Annotated in this window: 22 protein-coding genes; 16 read left to right on the top strand and 6 right to left on the bottom strand. The window is 33.8% G+C overall.

Annotated features, from left to right (window positions below):
• Nucleotides 1-907: 907 nt before the first annotated feature.
• The 5 genes from AC1Q6O_RS17145 to AC1Q6O_RS17165 all read left to right on the top strand — a co-directional run bounded on the left by AC1Q6O_RS17145 (nucleotide 908) and on the right by AC1Q6O_RS17165 (nucleotide 3,962).
• On the top strand, nucleotides 908-1,384 hold the full coding sequence (locus AC1Q6O_RS17145) for a sigma-70 family RNA polymerase sigma factor (RefSeq protein WP_008177314.1): 477 nt from the start codon (nucleotides 908-910) through the stop codon (nucleotides 1,382-1,384).
• A 2-nt stretch (nucleotides 1,385-1,386) separates the two neighbouring features.
• Nucleotides 1,387-2,367, top strand: coding sequence for an anti-sigma factor (locus AC1Q6O_RS17150; protein ID WP_089987241.1), 981 nt, complete (start codon nucleotides 1,387-1,389; stop codon nucleotides 2,365-2,367).
• On the top strand, nucleotides 2,349-2,636 hold the full coding sequence (locus AC1Q6O_RS17155; RefSeq protein ID WP_089987242.1) for a hypothetical protein: 288 nt from the start codon (nucleotides 2,349-2,351) through the stop codon (nucleotides 2,634-2,636). The genes AC1Q6O_RS17150 and AC1Q6O_RS17155 overlap by 19 nt, the downstream gene beginning before the upstream one ends.
• Nucleotides 2,637-2,841: 205 nt before the next feature.
• The gene (locus tag AC1Q6O_RS17160; RefSeq protein WP_008177317.1) at nucleotides 2,842-3,000 is read left to right on the top strand and encodes a hypothetical protein; all 159 of its coding nucleotides are present in this window, start codon (nucleotides 2,842-2,844) and stop codon (nucleotides 2,998-3,000) included.
• 239 nt (nucleotides 3,001-3,239) lie between these two features.
• Nucleotides 3,240-3,962, top strand: a complete 723-nt coding sequence (locus tag AC1Q6O_RS17165; RefSeq protein WP_043990285.1) for an SDR family NAD(P)-dependent oxidoreductase — start codon at nucleotides 3,240-3,242, stop codon at nucleotides 3,960-3,962.
• Nucleotides 3,963-4,366: 404 nt separating this feature from the next.
• Here the strand turns inward: AC1Q6O_RS17165 and AC1Q6O_RS17170 are convergent, their stop codons facing one another.
• Nucleotides 4,367-4,474, bottom strand: coding sequence for a YjcZ family sporulation protein (locus AC1Q6O_RS17170; RefSeq protein ID WP_080695207.1), 108 nt, complete (start codon nucleotides 4,472-4,474; stop codon nucleotides 4,367-4,369).
• A gap of 578 nt (nucleotides 4,475-5,052) precedes the next feature.
• Nucleotides 5,053-5,256 (bottom strand): hypothetical protein, encoded by a 204-nt coding sequence (locus AC1Q6O_RS17175; protein WP_008177326.1) that lies wholly within the window; start codon nucleotides 5,254-5,256, stop codon nucleotides 5,053-5,055.
• Between the two features lie 281 nt (nucleotides 5,257-5,537).
• On the opposite strand from AC1Q6O_RS17175, the gene AC1Q6O_RS17180 reads away from it, so the two are divergent.
• Together AC1Q6O_RS17180 and AC1Q6O_RS17185 are read left to right on the top strand one after the other, a co-directional pair.
• Nucleotides 5,538-6,419: a cation diffusion facilitator family transporter gene (locus AC1Q6O_RS17180; protein ID WP_043990286.1), complete on the top strand. Its 882-nt coding sequence runs from the start codon at nucleotides 5,538-5,540 to the stop codon at nucleotides 6,417-6,419.
• Nucleotides 6,420-6,603: 184 nt separating this feature from the next.
• Entirely contained in the window at nucleotides 6,604-7,428 is an 825-nt protein-coding gene (locus AC1Q6O_RS17185; protein WP_239354753.1) for a DNA alkylation repair protein, read from the top strand.
• Nucleotides 7,429-7,513: 85 nt separating this feature from the next.
• Here AC1Q6O_RS17185 and AC1Q6O_RS17190 read toward each other — a convergent pair whose 3' ends face one another.
• Nucleotides 7,514-7,684: a hypothetical protein gene (locus AC1Q6O_RS17190; protein ID WP_164908721.1), complete on the bottom strand. Its 171-nt coding sequence runs from the start codon at nucleotides 7,682-7,684 to the stop codon at nucleotides 7,514-7,516.
• A gap of 170 nt (nucleotides 7,685-7,854) precedes the next feature.
• The gene (locus AC1Q6O_RS17195; RefSeq protein WP_239354751.1) at nucleotides 7,855-8,499 is read right to left on the bottom strand and encodes a pentapeptide repeat-containing protein; all 645 of its coding nucleotides are present in this window, start codon (nucleotides 8,497-8,499) and stop codon (nucleotides 7,855-7,857) included.
• 434 nt (nucleotides 8,500-8,933) lie between these two features.
• On the opposite strand from AC1Q6O_RS17195, the gene AC1Q6O_RS17200 reads away from it, so the two are divergent.
• The 6 genes from AC1Q6O_RS17200 (at nucleotide 8,934) to AC1Q6O_RS17225 (ending at nucleotide 12,323) form a co-directional block, all read left to right on the top strand.
• The gene (locus AC1Q6O_RS17200; protein ID WP_492401813.1) at nucleotides 8,934-9,413 is read left to right on the top strand and encodes a GNAT family N-acetyltransferase; all 480 of its coding nucleotides are present in this window, start codon (nucleotides 8,934-8,936) and stop codon (nucleotides 9,411-9,413) included.
• Nucleotides 9,414-9,589: 176 nt separating this feature from the next.
• A complete protein-coding gene (locus AC1Q6O_RS17205) occupies nucleotides 9,590-9,898 on the top strand; it encodes a hypothetical protein (RefSeq protein WP_239354747.1) in 309 nt (102 codons plus the stop codon).
• Between the two features lie 68 nt (nucleotides 9,899-9,966).
• The gene (locus AC1Q6O_RS17210) at nucleotides 9,967-10,386 is read left to right on the top strand and encodes a DUF6157 family protein (RefSeq protein ID WP_239354745.1); all 420 of its coding nucleotides are present in this window, start codon (nucleotides 9,967-9,969) and stop codon (nucleotides 10,384-10,386) included.
• A 57-nt stretch (nucleotides 10,387-10,443) separates the two neighbouring features.
• Nucleotides 10,444-11,160, top strand: a complete 717-nt coding sequence (locus AC1Q6O_RS17215) for an MraY family glycosyltransferase (RefSeq protein WP_171365015.1) — start codon at nucleotides 10,444-10,446, stop codon at nucleotides 11,158-11,160.
• A gap of 132 nt (nucleotides 11,161-11,292) precedes the next feature.
• The gene (locus tag AC1Q6O_RS17220) at nucleotides 11,293-11,574 is read left to right on the top strand and encodes a hypothetical protein (protein ID WP_089987248.1); all 282 of its coding nucleotides are present in this window, start codon (nucleotides 11,293-11,295) and stop codon (nucleotides 11,572-11,574) included.
• Between the two features lie 164 nt (nucleotides 11,575-11,738).
• Complete coding sequence (locus AC1Q6O_RS17225; protein WP_089987249.1) at nucleotides 11,739-12,323, top strand: GNAT family N-acetyltransferase; 585 nt, start codon at nucleotides 11,739-11,741, stop codon at nucleotides 12,321-12,323.
• A gap of 71 nt (nucleotides 12,324-12,394) precedes the next feature.
• Here the strand turns inward: AC1Q6O_RS17225 and AC1Q6O_RS17230 are convergent, their stop codons facing one another.
• Entirely contained in the window at nucleotides 12,395-12,802 is a 408-nt protein-coding gene (locus AC1Q6O_RS17230) for a DUF3888 domain-containing protein (protein ID WP_090002744.1), read from the bottom strand.
• 176 nt (nucleotides 12,803-12,978) lie between these two features.
• On the opposite strand from AC1Q6O_RS17230, the gene AC1Q6O_RS17235 reads away from it, so the two are divergent.
• Nucleotides 12,979-13,353 carry a hypothetical protein gene (locus tag AC1Q6O_RS17235; protein WP_043990291.1) on the top strand — a complete coding sequence of 125 codons (375 nt, stop codon included), beginning with the start codon at nucleotides 12,979-12,981 and terminating at the stop codon, nucleotides 13,351-13,353.
• An 85-nt stretch (nucleotides 13,354-13,438) separates the two neighbouring features.
• Here AC1Q6O_RS17235 and AC1Q6O_RS17240 read toward each other — a convergent pair whose 3' ends face one another.
• Nucleotides 13,439-14,374 (bottom strand): EamA family transporter, encoded by a 936-nt coding sequence (locus tag AC1Q6O_RS17240; protein ID WP_008177346.1) that lies wholly within the window; start codon nucleotides 14,372-14,374, stop codon nucleotides 13,439-13,441.
• 449 nt (nucleotides 14,375-14,823) lie between these two features.
• On the opposite strand from AC1Q6O_RS17240, the gene AC1Q6O_RS17245 reads away from it, so the two are divergent.
• Nucleotides 14,824-15,738: an EamA family transporter gene (locus AC1Q6O_RS17245; RefSeq protein ID WP_043990292.1), complete on the top strand. Its 915-nt coding sequence runs from the start codon at nucleotides 14,824-14,826 to the stop codon at nucleotides 15,736-15,738.
• A gap of 174 nt (nucleotides 15,739-15,912) precedes the next feature.
• Nucleotides 15,913-16,554 (top strand): DUF998 domain-containing protein, encoded by a 642-nt coding sequence (locus AC1Q6O_RS17250; RefSeq protein WP_089987251.1) that lies wholly within the window; start codon nucleotides 15,913-15,915, stop codon nucleotides 16,552-16,554.
• Nucleotides 16,555-16,775: the final 221 nt, after the last annotated feature.

The raw sequence follows: 16,775 nt of genomic DNA on the forward strand, positions 1-16,775 counted from the left end.
ATGTAGCTCCTTGTTACACTCTCTAGTTGTATTCATCATCTACCTTTGATTAAAAAATAGATGGGTAGATTAGTAGAAGATTTATCGACTAATGAAGAGGGAATAGAGATAGAAAAAAGCTGATCAGATATTATAAACTGCCCCGTAAAGGTTAGATAGATGTCTAACCTTCACGGGGCAGTTCAATTACTCTAATCAGCTTCTATTTTTAGCTTTTTTCCGTGTCAACTTTTTTACTTCTAAGTAGCAATGCTATAAATATAAAACTCGCTACCCAAAAGGAAAAGAATAAATTTTCGAGCAAAGCCCAATTATCATTTATGAAATAGTCCCAAATCATAGTGATTAAAAATAATGTTACAAGGAAAGCGAAATACAATAATTTTGCTAATGTGGTCAACCGAAACACCTCTTATGTAAGTTATAATGGTGTACTACTCATCACTCTAAGGAGGCTGCGACGGTCAACTAGCGCCACAGCCTTAAATAGTGCGTGCGATACACTCCAACATAGTGTGTGTCATTTATAAATACTTATACATGAAGTTATTGAGATAGGCGTTCATCGAACAAGCCTAGTACTAGGAGCTCTTTATATTTGTAACCATTCAATTAAATAGTGATCCAGCATTTAAAGAAAAGAAGCCACAGCGATCGAAATCACTGTAGCTCTTTAAGTAGTGAGACACTACGCCATTTTATATTGGCTGTTTATTGTCAAATTATACGTAAAATTTATATAAAAGACCATTTGTTAGATAAAACGGCAAAATCCATTTATTATGTATGGATTTTTGCCGTTTTTTAATGTGTTACCACTTTTTTGAAGTAACCATTTAAAATAAATTTAAATTATTTGCAACCTTTTGTGACCTATATACGAGGGTAGGTTGAAAGGTGGGAAGAGATGGAACTTGAAACAATATATATCACCTATATGAATGATATATATCGCTATTTATATTCACTTACGAAAAATCATAGTGCAGCGGAGGATTTGCTTCAGGACACATTTACAAAAGCGCATATTACCCTTCTTGGTCAAGAAATTCAAGACATCAAACCTTGGCTTTTTAAAGTAGCTTACTATACATATATCGACAGTACACGAAAAGAGAAGCGGTATGTAACTTCCGACAATATTGATCAAATGCATTCCAATACACCAGAGCAAATCATCGTTGAACAAGATGCTTTTTTGAAATTAATCAACCTACTTGAACAAATTAAACCAATCGAAAAGCAAATTATTTTGTTATGTGATGTACATGATTGTACAAATGAGCAAGCTGCAAACATCTTGCAATTAAACGTGAATACGGTGAAAAGTCATTTAGCGCGAGGTCGCAAAAAAATGCGCACACTAATAACAAGGGAGGAATAAAGGTGGATTCTTATCAACAATTATTACAGCAAGCAAAGAAAAGTGAAAAAGGGGATGCACCTTCAACAAATGTTATAAAAAAAGCCATTGCATCATCCAAGTGGAAGCTGATTGTAACAACGCTGACGATTGCCCTTTTAATTGTCCCCACTTGTTATATGCTAACTTTTTTGTACTATGCCTTTGGCACAAAGTCTACAACCTTAATGGATGTGACAAGTCAGACTCTTTATGTAACGGAACCGAATACGACATTGGAGGAACTTGAATTTGATATGGAATTCTCGCTCTTTTCAATGGGATTATCATTTGAGCAATACAAGCAGATCGGTGACGAGGTCTATCCAGTGAAGCATTATGATACACGCTTTATGTTAAATAATTTAGTGGGAAAGAAGATTACTTCAAAACTGGAAAAATCGTATCCAAAATATCCAACAGAAACGAATCAATGGCTAGTACATCCTAATAATCGAGGAGAATTTAATACAATTGAGGAGCAAAGGAAATTAAAAGGATTACCCAATGAAACCGTTGTAGAAGCATATCTTTCTTTCAATGATTTATATACAGTAGATCAAGTTATTCAGCAAATGCCAAATGTAGATGTCACATGGGCAGCCATTTATACAGGAGTAGAAGACACCATGCTAAGTGCAAATGGGAATGTTGTATCGCCTATTGGCTATCCTGTACAACCAGATCAAACAAATTGGTCCCCATTTAAAGGTGCTACTTCTCATGAACAAACGTTTTTATCCATCTTAAATTTTCTAGTTGATTATGAGGAGACGGCTACTGCTGTTTCCGCTCATAAAAATCTGGACCTAAAAGAGAGAATCCATTATTTAAAACAGCATGATATGAAAACATATGGGGTTGTCGTTACAGGACCTAAAGCTGAGGTTGAACAGCTACAAAGTTTAACAATGATGAAGCATATGAAACTAGGGGAGGTTAAATTATGGAATTGGGTACGTTAAAGCAAACCATTTTCAATGTTTTTGGCTGGGCTAGTGTTAGCATTGGCCTCTGGACACTTATCATGGTTAATAGTTGGATTATCATTGGCTATGGTGCTCCATTTACTAGTAAGAATTTCATTACCTTGACAATCATTTTTGGATTCATTGCGATCCTTTCGAGACCCAGTCGTTCTCTAGGCAAGTGGGGAATCTTTATTGGTGGCTATCTTATTTTGTTTATGACGGTTCTATTTTTTGTTGGTTGGACTATTACCCCATTTCCTTAAGACAAGCAAGCATGGCATAACCTATGCGTTGTAAGTCTTTTGAAATATAATTTGTATAGGTAATAAAGTATAGATATGAGTTTTCTATAAGGCGACAGTTGGGATGTCATGTCAGTCTTTGTAATCAAAAATAGCAAAAGTAATTGTCAGAAAATATCAATATATTCTATAATGAGTAAAAAAATAGAGAATAAGAGGTGGACTTATGGGTAAACCAGTAGATTACAATCTATATCCGGGTTATCAAAACACACAAGATTCTAGACTAGATGAAAGAAAAGAAGAATATATAGAAGTATTAGAAAAAGCAAAAATAGATGGGTATATACTTGAGTTTGAAAAATCCTCTGAATTACCCCAATAACTATGTTTAAATCTCAATCTAATACAAGGAAGCCAGGCGCTCTGCGGAGTACCTGGTTTTTTACATTTTTAAGCTTTATTTGCCAAGCCATTATAAATAGCGGCTCCTAGACTATGTGCTTGTTCATATTTCATACATATTGTTTTTAATGATGATGACCTAGGTCTAGCTCATAATGGACTTAATGTAAAAGTTACTATAATCTACTAATTAATGCTGATATGGAAAGGATGGTAAAAATGAGTAAAAATATTATTGTATTTGGAGCAAGTCAGGGGTTAGGCGACGCTTTTGTAAAAGGCTTACCTGCCAAGGGGGATACTGTATGGGTAGTTTCACGTACACAACCTAAAAGCTTAGAAATCAATGATGGCGTAAATCGTCAATGGCTTTCTATTGATTTGTCTAGCCAACAACAAATACCGTCATTAAAAGAACAATTAAAAGATATCGCTATAGATGTATTAATTTATAATGTTGGGGTTTGGGAAAAGCGTGGCTTCGAGGATGATTATTCATTTGATAGAGATGAAGTCGAGGATATTTCAAATTTAATCAATATCAATCTAACGTCCACTATTACATATATTCAGGCACTTTTACCGAATTTAAGACAAGCGAAAAATGGAAAGGTTATTTTAATTGGTTCAACGGCAGGGTTAGACCATACAAACAATGCACAGGTTTCATTTGTCACATCTAAATTCGGTTTACGAGGCATTACAAATGCTTTACGTGAACATTTAAGAGAAGACAGAATTTCTGTCACTTGCATTAATCCTGGGGAGCTAGCAGCAGAAGTCCCTTATGAGGAAGGAGCCGAAAAGGCCATCCAATTATATGAAGGTACACGTATCCCTGTCCAAGATATTGTAGCTATTGTGCAATGTGTGGTTAATTTATCACCCGCTTCATGTGTCAAGGAAATTAATGTCCCTGCCATAACGGATGTAAATGCTTGATATTCCTAGAGCTAATGAACTGTTAAGGTTTGAATTAAAAAGGGCCACAAAGAGGAATGTGACCCTTTACACAATGAATGGTATTAGTAGTTATGAACATTAGAGGCGAACAATATCATCAGAGAAGTGTTGGATGGTTTTACTATTTGAACATAAGCTTGCATCGATAATAATTAAACTGAATGCTGATTTAGAGCCATAATCATAACCATTACCCTAATCCCCTTCGCCCAATCTCTAATTGTTCATGAATAGAGGGTCATATGAAAATGTGAAAATATTGTTATGGTTGGGGGAAGGGGGAATAGATGTTTAGTCAGATGATTTGGGATGGATAAATGGCTCTAATAGGGCTATCTATCATTATGATTTGTTCCTATATAGGACAAATGAGTAATGGGAGATTAGTATAAAACTGAAGCGCCGACAATAATTAATAGAATAAATAGAACAACAACTAGAACGAATGTTGAACCGTAACCGCCGCCGTTATTGCCTCCGTAATAACTCATAAAGTATCCCTCCTTTCTCTCTATATGTATAGTATGTATCGTTATAGGAAGTTTAAAGGTATTTATCCAGACCTATAGAGCTATAAAAAAGAAATTTTATTGTGACAAACTGAGACAAATTGATTGGGTATGGAAAATTGATTGAAAGATATTGATTACATCTGGAGTAGCGGAGCATAGGGAAAGAGCTTGAGCAGTTGAATCATTTGCTAGATGGGGTAAGCGATAGTTGAAAGAAAAAAATCAATAGAAAAGGATTGATTTAGCCTTTTAATGAAAAAAGTAACCAAAAAGAAATTCATCTTAGTGGCTACTTGAAAGTTTATGTAAAATGCCCCGTCTTGCCTTTAATAGAAGAATACGACATAAAGAAGGACAGACAACTCTGTCTCCTGAAACAAAAGCTATCGAGAAGAAGCAATTCTCGATGGCTTTTATCAGTTTTGCTCCCTCTTTACTTTGTGAACGCCTAAATTGGATTGATAAACAAAATCGTTAACATTTTAGTAGTGTATGGTCAAAGAATTGAGTGATACCCCCAAATCCATTCATTTATCACACAACACAAGCTCCTCAAATCAAAACTTTTCAGGCTTGGCTACCTTGAATGATGCCACTTCACCACAATTTTTACAAAATGACAAAATAAGTGGGGAGCCCGAAGCCATAAAAGAGCCTATAGGTCTGACATTACTATCAGTGGATAATTTCCCATGACCAAGTTGACCGGTTGCAAAAGAATCTTTCCCGCAAGCCTTGCAGACTAATTTTCTGTTATCCATCTAATCACCTCTCGATGCAGTATATGTAAATTGTAGCATAAAAAACTACAACAACCTTTAGTTATAAGAGGAGATCCATACGAAGAAAGTTAAGGGTAAAAATAATATATTGAAATAAATGTTGGAGTGACCGAAGACTGCTTCTTTAGGAAATGATTTTTTCCTGCAAACAACTCTTTTATATCCCTTCCACTTATGTAGGCTTAGGCAAAAAGGTTGCTGTAGACCTACTCGGGGTAGGGCTGTTATTATAAAAAAGTACGTAAGTGGGAGGTAATGAATTGGAAGAAGAAAAATACAATAATCTTAAATTAGGTGAACGTGGTGCCATTATAAGTATTATTGCTTATATAATTTTGTCCGTAATAAAAGTTGGAATTGGCTACATGAGTAACTCAGAAGCTTTAAAGGCGGATGGGCTAAATAATACGACTGATATTATTGCCTCGATTGCTGTACTTATAGGCCTTAAGCTTTCACAAAAACCTGCCGATCATGATCATCGATATGGTCATTGGAAAAGTGAAACCATTGCCTCTATGGTAGCTTCGTTTATTATGATGGCAGTAGGTATTCAAGTATTATTTGGTGCATGTACTTCCATTTTTCAAGGTGGAAAAGAATCACCTGACATTTTCGCAGCGTATGTAGGCCTTGGATCAGCATTGGTCATGTATTTTGTATATCGTTATAATAAAAAATTGGCTGAAAAGATAAATAGTAAAGCCGTTATGGCCGCTGCCAAAGACAACTTATCAGATGCCTGGGTAAGTATTGGAACAGCAGTAGGGATATTTGGATCACAATTACATATGCCATGGTTAGACACAGTAACAGCTATTATTGTAGGTTTTTTAATTTGTAAAACCGCTTGGGATATTTTCAAAGAAGCTTCTCATGAACTATCTGACGGATTTGATGAAGAAATCCTTCAAAACTATAAAAATATTATTTTAAAGTTAGACGGTGTTATTGGGATTAAAGAAATTAGAGGCAGAAATTATGGCAATAACGAAGTGATCGATGTTGTCATTCTAGTCAATGCAAATTTAGATATTACAGAGGCTCATGATGTAGCTTGTCATGTTGAAGATAAAATGATTCATGAGCAGGGCGTATATGAAGTTCATGTTCATGTGGAGCCCAATGAGGAAAAACTATAAAAAAGATTAGGAACTCAATGAATTTGAGTCCTAATCTTTTTTTACTTTGTCAAAAGCTTTTCTCTATTTGTCCATATGTAAGTCATTTCTTTCTAGGGAATGAATGAATTTGTTTAAATTTATTAGAAATTATTAGTATAATAAACTTACTTTGGAAAATTGATTATAGTGGGAGGATGTCTTCATGCAAATTCATATAGACATAGGAAACAGAAAAGGGGCTAGAAAGGTTAGTGAAATCCCTGAGGAGGTGCTAACGTTATTGAATGAAGGAGAAATAGAGAGTGTTAATTTAACTGAATGGTTGGGGATCAATCATATTACGTTAGTAAAACATGTTTTACCTAAAGTAGGGTTATCTCATCAATTAGAAAATATAGTAGAAGAAATGTTAAAACAGAATGCTGAATCGGGAATGAAAGCTATTCGTTTAACTGGCGAACTATTGAATACAGCTATAGAGGAAGAAAATGACCAAATGAAAGAAGAAATTATTAAAAAATTTGCGACGCATCCTTCAGATAGTGTTCGCTGTTGGGCAGCGTTTATGAATAAAAATGGAAGCACCTCTTTGAAAGAAAAATTAGCTTATATTTATCCATTTGCTGGCGATCATCATTTTGGAGTTCGAGAAATTTCCTGGATGTCTATTAGAGAGGATATAGCGCAACACCTTGATGAAAGTATTGAGTTGCTAACCGAATGGGCAAAAGAAGAGGATGAAAATATACGGAGATTTTCCATGGAAGTTATTCGTCCTCGTGGTGTTTGGGCCAAGCATATCGAAGATTTAAAACAGAACCCTAGTAAAGCCCTTCCTATTTTAAATCAACTGAAATCAGATCCATCAAAGTATGTACAAGATTCTGTAGGGAATTGGTTAAATGATGCCAGTAAAACTCAACCTGATTTCGTCATGATGCTTTGTGAAAAATGGAGTAAAGAATCTGATACAAAAGAAACATCAAAAATTATAAAGAAAGCTAAAAGAACAATAATGAAAATATAGCTCATACAAAAGCAACAGGTTCTTTTCTTGATGTGAACTTGTTGAATAGGTGGGTAGGGGAAGGAAAGTACCTTAAACTTTCTGATTACATGCTGTTATTTTGTTTCTTCCCCGATTCCATTCCTGCCTCAAAAATAAAGATGAGCATAAGAAAGAAAATAACTATTTTTATTGTGAAGGTTTCTGTCCAAAAGCCCAAATAATACATGAACACCATAATAATAGATAAAAGTGTTTTAATAATCTTTAGGGTCATTATGATACCTCCTAATAGTCGGATTACCTTATAATAAAAGGCGAAATGCTTTTTTCATAAAACAAAAAGTAGCCAAAAGGAAATAAATTTCAATGGCTACTTGTAACGTAAAATGAATATTTTTAAATGCTAGGCTGTTTTGAGTAGTTTTAAAACATTGCTTGGTCATATCATTTAACCGTTAACCCGAGTAGTGAAGCAAACCCGATAGCTTGTTCAGAAGATACTTCACACCCATTCAAACTTTCGAGAGATACTTGAAGTCTTTTAAAGGTACACGTACTAATATCTATCCCCTTTAAAGAGGTTTCAGTAAAATCTACCTCATTAATATCACATTCATGGAATGCCACTTTATTGAGTAAGCAATCAAAATAATTCGCTCCTTGTAGGTTGGTGTTATCGAATACTACTTGTTTTAAACGAGCCTCAGGAAAATTGCTTAAGGTTGCCATACAATTTTCAAAAAAAACGTTTCCAAGATTAGCCTCGGAAAAATTCACACCTAATAATTTACAGTTTTTAAAAACCACTCTATGTATAAGGCTTTCCTTTAAGTTTAAATTAGATAAATCGCAATTTTCGAAAATGACATCCGTTACATCCATTTTTTTAAAGGAAGAATTGATGAATGTGACATTTTTAAAAATAACTTTAGATACGATTAATCTCTCAACAGCCTCCTTATCAATGACTGTATCTGCGATCATGCAATTTGATAAAAAAGGTTCTTCCTCGTAAAAAATATCTTGAAAATTGGCTTTTTCTAAATCAGTAGGTATTTTTGGCAATGTAAGTTGGAAATTATGTGACATATAAGCACACCCTTCGAAAGTAGTTAGCACCTATCTTATAGAAAAAGAAATAAAATAAAAAGTCTTTCATATTAAGGGAAAGTGTGTGCAAATCTAAATTTCTATCCCATTACTGGATTGAGGTGTTCATTCCAATGATATTGTGAAGTAGGGAAAGAGGCTTAGGCTTAGCGATGGCCACCATACAAAAAACATTTGTTGCGGAATCATTGTCTTCAGTAGAAGAACATTCTATAGCATATGACAAATACCTATGTGATGTTCCACTGAGTAAGCAAAAGTGTTTCGGTATTCCTGAAAGTCAACGGGGAGGATCCCAAACAGGTCATAAATGGAGTGGAACGACATTATTTATTTAGAAATTTCAAATAAATGAATGACCAAAATCACGAAAGATGGTAAAGTATAGAAAAAGTGATTGGGGGAATTGTCATATGGAAAAATTGAACAGGGTTGAACTACAGCATTTCACAAGTGAATATAAGGAAGAGTTAAACTCTTTCGTCCTTACAGAGGAACAAAAACAATTCTCTGCGCTTCCAAGCAATTTTCAGGAAATCAATGAAGGACAGTATCGTATTGTCATTTTAAGTGACCATACACCTGTTGGTTTTTTTCTTTTGAATTCAAATGAAAGAGTAAGGAAATACTCTAATAATTCGAATGCTTTGTTATTATCGGCACTATCCATTAATCATGCTGAACAAGGAAAAGGCTACGCAAAACAGGGAATGACATTACTAGTTGAGTTTGTTCAATCAGAATTCCCACATTGTGATGAGCTTGTCTTAGTTGTAGATAAAGATAATATACCAGCACAAAAGTTATATTTAAAGGTAGGATTTGAAGATACGAACAAGAGACTACTAGGACGGATTGGCGAAGAAATTATTATGAGCCAATTAATAAAATAATTCACGCGACAAGTACATAACGACCTACTTTATGTATGGGAACGGCTATGTAAGGCAGTATGACGATGTTTGGTAGCAGAAACAGTAAATTGAAAACCAATGATGAAGTAGCCAAGTAGCTGCTTCTTTTTAATTATGGCTAGATGAAATTTAATAAGCGGAGGTGATGATCTAAGATGCGAGAAAGTGTCAATCATTTTATGAATGATCCGTGGTGGCTGATTTCAAAAAGTATGTCAGAATCATTAAATGAAGAGTTAAAGAAAGAACTTTCACAACAACATATTCTTTATGGGAAAGAGGCAATTGCGGTGGCTAGAAGAGAAGATAATGATGATGTGATTTTTTGGATTGAAAAGATGAATAAATACGCAGTCGTTCATTTAACCTATTCGATAGAAACTTCAAGCGAATACCCTATTACATCATTATATACACGGAGAGAGTTAGAAGAATACTGTAAGAGTGTTTCAAAGCTTTATTAAATTATTAGAGATGAAATTCTAATTTTATACTATTTACAATTATGGTAATATAAAGGAGTGTTTATTCGATGAGTTATAAAAATACCTTTATTAAAATTTCAGAGGATTCGGAATTCACTTCGGCTGTTACCCCCGTCCCAAGAAACAACAAGCCTACTATAGCTTCAATTGAATTTGATTTAATTAGACATAACCCATACAAATACACTGAGGAAGACGTGCAATTCCAAACGTATTTGATTAAAAATCAAATTGACTCAGATTCATTAGATGAAATCAGAAAAAATTTTTTCCAAAAGTCTAAAGCGTGTTTTAGAGCCTCACCTTTAGTAAAGAAATACGGATGGGGAATTCACTATGACGATGAAGGGAAACTTGCACTATATGATGTTAATAGTGAAGAGTATGAGCAATTTCTCCATTCGGGCCAAATCACTTTATTAAATGGTATGCGTTCTAAACGAAGGGAAAATAACACTCATGAATAAAGTTACTCAAGAAGAACTAGATACGAATTTTTAAATGTATTTTAGGAGGGGGAAAAATTGTTATATATAGCTCTATTAATTGGCATCGTAGTTATTATAATAGCCGATAAGCTTACTCAAGCATTTAAATTATCAAGCATTTGGGGATTAATTAGTCAAATTTTTGCTGCACTTGTCATCATAATGTTTGGTAGTCTTGAGGTGAATTATATTAATCTTAGTAGCCATATCGAATTAGGGTATTTGGCGATTCCTTTTACTTTATTATTTCTTGTAGGCTTTACAAATGTTATGAATATAGAACGCGGACAAAATCCTTTACTATTACTATTGCCATTGGTCTCTTTAGTTTGCTTCTCCATGGCAGCCTTCTTTATGGGCCATTCATTTGTTTTAATTATTGGGATTTCTACTTGTTTAGCGATTATGCTTATTCTGCTATATAGCTATTTCACAGGTAACCTATTTATAGGACACACGCTTACTACATCAATAGGTTTTATCATAGCGGTACTTTCAATATCGCTCATTAAACATTTTATTGTATTCATGTATATTCCGATATTTACGTTAGCACTACCATTCACTTTATATTATTTTATTCAAAATAAATTTACGAATGTCCAAGCCATTACAATTAGCACTTTAACAGCTGTACTATTTGGTGTATTCATATTCATCGTCCCTACTCATCTATTATGGTATCCCGTTGTCGGGATAACAATTATTTTGGTCATCATGCAATCTTCACGTAAATTTCGTATCATTTGGTAATATCGTTCGACTTCACTAATATGGGTATGGATGCTTTTTTTACAGAATATAGGTTCTTAAATGTTTTAATTTTGCATTTGTAACCATATAATACCATAAGCGCTATTATTAGTGTGAGTGGGGGTGAGGTAAATGAATAGGAAGGCACAAACTAATTTTATTGATTTAGTAAAAAATACGATGAGTAATAACGGACAATCTATTGAAGAACGACTTGAAGAAAAGCACAAAGGCTTTGAAAAAGGTTGGAAAATGGATGAAAATGAAGTTGTGTTTTGGGTCAGTCCTACATTAAGACTTAGTGATTATACAGGAAGCATAATGAACGAATTTAGATTCAATCTATTTTTTGACGAAGAAAGTGAAAAGTTTATAGTATCTGGTAACAATGTTAAGTCACGAAGTTTATTATAAATAATTAATTACCAAGTCACATCCAACAATAGATGTGGCTTTTTAATATGTAAGAATTTAAAATTTAAAAGAGAGTGTAAGGTTCATCAATCATTTTATAAATTATCTAAATCGAATATGTACCTATTCAATTATGCTATTTTATGGTGAAAAGGAGAGTTATTATGAAAAGTGGGTTCGAATTTAAAGATTTCCCTAAATTAGAAACAGAACGTTTCATTTTAAGAAAAGGCACAGTGGATGATCGTAATGATCTTTTTGAGCTTTATGCTAATGAAAATGTGGTTAAGTATCTTCCATTAAATTTATTTAAATCAGTTGAAGACGCAATGGTTGAAATCAATTGGTATGAAAAAATTTTTAAGGAACAAATCGGTTTAAGATGGGTAATCGAAGAAGCCAAATCGAAAAAAGTGATTGGAACATGTGGCTATTTGAATTATGAAAAAGAACATAACCGTATAGAAATTGGTTATGATTTGAACCCTGCTTATTGGCGGCAGGGTATCATGCAAGAGACTTTAGGCAAGATTATTCATTTTGCCTTTAGATCGATGGCAATAAATAAAATAGAAGCGAAAGTTGAACCTGAAAATAAAGCATCCATCAGATTGCTAGAAAAATTAAATTTTTGCCAAGAGGGTGTTTTAAGACAACATGAATTTGAAAAAGGGAAATATGTTGATCTGGTCCTCTTTTCAATGTTGAAAAGTGAATATATCGCGCTAAATGAGGAGTCACGCTTGTAATGAGCAGTGGCTTTTAATAATTAATAAAATTTCTTAGAAGATTTTTTCTAAATGCTGAAGTTAGATTTTTTTTATTCAGGTGGTAATGTATATGTTTTTAGGTGTGTGTGATGAATCAATTTAATTTCAGGTCCGTAAGAAATTTCATAGGTCATACGGTCTTTTCCTATGGGGATATTATGTCCGCCGTCGGTAGGTTCAATTTCAAATGTGATTTCCAATATAAAACCACGAAAACCATTTACTCTTCTTGTTTCAATCACGTCAATTTTCCATGGGGTGACATGAGGTGAAAACTCCTTAGATATCTTTGGATAATAAAAATTAGTCAAATCTTTTTCAATATAAGGAGCAAGCATATTCATAAGCATATCCTGTAACCTTAGTTCTTCAGAGTCCTCGGTTGATTTAGCGGAAGAATGTTGAAATGAAGGAGTAAGAACAAGGGATAGTATAAAAACAATTAATACCTTTCTCATATTGTTGTCAAGACACCTCTTTACGATTTTATCTATTTGTATTGTTACCATTCCTAAATGGGATATGTATACAAATTATTTAACTTGTACTTGCGAATCGGGGTAGTTGAAGAAGATATTATGTATGTAAATGAACTGTTGGATATAAATAGTAAAATTTTAATGTGGAGGTTAAAATGATTGATTATTTTGAACGGAAATTAAGATTTAAAGATATGGAAATATGGGATATTCGATTGGGGAAAGATATTTATAGAATGTTTATAGTAGATGAAAACCGAGCTTCTGAAATAAAGGATCTGAACTTGCCTCCTCATGCAAGGGTATTTGAAGAGGATGTAAGAGAGAATCTAATCACGGTGAAGGTATACTCCGAAAAACAAGTAAAAAAAGAACATATAGAGTTAATCGATCAGTTTGCTAAACAATTAACGGATCATGTTGCATTAGCTCATTGTGATATCCATCTTACGTTTTATATGGGGAAGATAAATGATGATATTTTTGAAAAAATTCCCTTAAAGCAATTGCTACATTTCAACCAGGACTAATGCGTGGTGGAAATCAACGGTAAAAGAAAAAAGACTGTAGGCAAACTCAAAATGCGTTGAGTTTGCCTAAAGCCTGTCAGGATCTTCAAATTGAAGATTCTTTTGCTATTTCTTTGCTTGATTTTTTGTATGTTGTTTGGTTGTTTCTTAACAAGCTATCTTTATCTAATATGGTTGGCAAGCAAATACCAATAATAATTGTTACGATACCTGCTATTTGCAAAGTTGTAACCGTTTCGCTTAATAAGATAATGGATACCATCACTGCGATTGGTAATTCAACAGCACTTAAAATGGATGACATCCCTAATCCAACTTTAGGAACGGCAATAGTGAATAAGAACACAGGTATAATCATACCAAATAATCCTAATGCCAATCCGTAAACCCAAAGTCCTTCGTTAAACAAAGTCCCATTCCAAATAATTTCTGGAGATTGAAAAACCGCCGTAATCATAAAGGCAAAGAACGAAACAAATACTAAACGGTTAGATGTGGACATACTGGCAGTAGCTTTTCCATTCACATATAAAAATAAGGAATAGCAAAGGGCAGCTGCTAGCCCCCATAACCATCCCTGCATAGGGATTTGGGATAAATCAACATCAATGATGCCAGCAGCCGGAATAGTACCAGCTACCAATATGATTAAAGAGATTAATTCAATTCTACTTGGAAATTGTCGTTTTGTAATACAAGAAATCAACATACCAATCCATGTAAACTGAAACAGTAGTACAACTGCCAACGAAGCGGGCAAGAAGTTTAAAGAATGACCATATAAAATGTTTGTTAATCCAGTTAAAATACCTGCGAATATAAGAATTTTAACACCTTTAAAGCTCAATTTGGATCTGTTTGTAACTAAGAAGATACATACCGCTATACAAAAGCCTATAAAAAACTGACTTGTCACGGCCTCAGAGACAGAAAACCCACTACGCATGGCCAGTTTTATAATAGTTGAAACGATACCAAAACTACTAGCTGCGATAATGACTAGTAGGGGATAAAGATACATCTTCATTTATCCACTTCCCTCCTAAAACGTTTATATAAATTGAATTTGGTTATGATTTTGAGATTTAGAAAAAAAATCATAATCTCCAATATAAATCACAGATTGCTATTTTACAATCTTTTTTTTCGATAATCATGGCTGATGAAAAAGAATTTTTCAGTGGAGGAAAGGAGATTTTTAGAAATAGTAAAATGGCCAAAACCATATGTATCAAGGCTTTGGCTTATCATAGTAACTAAAATAATTTTCAAAGGGGAGTATCGGATTTGCTAGCAAGAGAAAATGAATAGTATTGACACTTCGAAGCTTTTTTTATACAATTGTCCTAATTTTATAAGCAAACGCTCACAAGTTCGTGAGTGGCGGAATTTTGTAGAGTTTTCACTCTGTTTCATTCGCTCGTCGTCTATTTATAGACGACGAGATTTTTTATTTTTTGGAGGGATTTTTTGAACAAGTTGAAGTTTTCTTTAGTGGTTTTATTAGGTGCCTGTAGCTATGGGATCCTATCTTCCATTCTGAAAGTTGGATTTTCAAATGGCTATACTTTTCCTGAACTTTTAGGGGGACAATATGTTTTCGGTTGGTTTGGACTATTATTACTCGTTCTTACTTTTTCTCGTCATAAAGTATCCTTAAAAAATATAGTATCACTGTTAGCGGTTGGGACAACGATGAGTTTAACGAGTATTTTTTACGGTTTTTCTGTAAAAGAACTGCCAGCATCTATTGCGATTGTGCTGTTATTTCAATTCACATGGATGGGTGTTCTCATTGAAGCGATTGCTAATAAAACTTTCCCAAGTCGCGAAAAGGTTTTGTCGATCATTATCTTATTTGTAGGAACGATGTTCGCTGGGGGTATTTTTGAAGGGTTAGGACAACAATTATCTATGAAAGGAATACTCTTTGGACTACTAGCAGCTATAACTTTTTCTTTATATATATTTGCAAGTGGACGTGTTTCTACCGAAGTTCCGATTTATTCAAAAAGCTTTCTTATGACAACGAGTGCAACACTTTTTGTTTGCATAATGTTCCCCCCAACATACTTGATGGATGGTACATTGCAGGCTGGTTTATGGAAATATGCGCTAATCCTAGGTTTCTTTGGTGTCGTTATACCAGTTATTTGTTTTTCTATTGGTATTCCAAAAGTAGGGACGGGTTTAGGAACAATTTTAGGAGCTGTCGAGCTTCCAACAGCCGTTATCGCTTCAATTACGCTTGTACATGAGGTCGTGTCTCCTCTGCAATGGCTAGGAATTGTATGTATTTTATTGGGAATTTTCATACCTCAAATGTTAAATGTACGAAAAGAGAGGCAAATAGCCCGTTTTGGTAATGAAACCACGGAATTTTAGAATGCAATCTAAGTGGCTTGATCAATCTAAATATAAAACGTAGTTTGCCTAAATAGAAGCTTTCATCTTTGGATGAAGGCCTTTTTTATATGGTAAGAAGGAAGAGCGTATTGTTGCAATGGCTATTTATTGGTAATTAATGATAGAAATAACTATATAATTATAAAAAGGGGGATGAATGTTATATATGTATCTAAAAAAATAGGAATAGTGAGTTGGATTGTTACCATTTTATATTTTGTGATAGAGCCGATTTTTATTATGACTTCACTTGTACCTTATAATATGATGCAACAAGCTATGAGTGATTTAGGAGTGACTACATGTGGGAAATATACTTACGCAATTGCGCCACATGAAATTTGTTCGCCGTATCATTTTTGGATGAATGTATTGTTTATTATAAATGGTTTATCATTTTCAGTTGGCATATTATATCTATCCCAATACTTAGAAAAGAATTTAATCAATAAATTAGCAACAGTATGTATTCTTATTTTTGCACTAGGAAATAGTGTTTCTGGTGTTATACCAGCAGATGTTCATTTATTTTGGCATTCGATTTTAGCTCAAATAGGCATGATGACTGTTTTAATTGGAATGGGGATCTATGCAAAATCATTGGTTAAAGGTAAAAAGTGGACTTATTCAAACTTAATAGTACTTATAGCTTTACTTATCCTTATCGGTCTTTTATTTTTCCTTCCTTTGCCAGCAGGTTTATTACAAAGACTTTATTATGGTGTAATTTTCGTGTGGGGGATGGGACTAACAATTTTATTACGCTCATCAGAAATAAAACCAGGTACTCAATGACTTGAGCCTGGTAATTTTTTTATATAAAGGTAACAAGAGACTATTGTGAAGAGAATGCAAGAACGATACATAGTATAGCAATAATAAAAGCTGCTTAATCTGACTAGAGATTAAACAGCACATGGATATTGTAAATATAAAACATAAAAAGGAAAAAGTCAACAAATCATCGGAAAATATAGCATCAAGCACAATGATAAAGCAAATAACTCTTTCGGAAT

This window comes from Lysinibacillus sp. GW823-FHT06C08, from assembly GCF_058795135.1.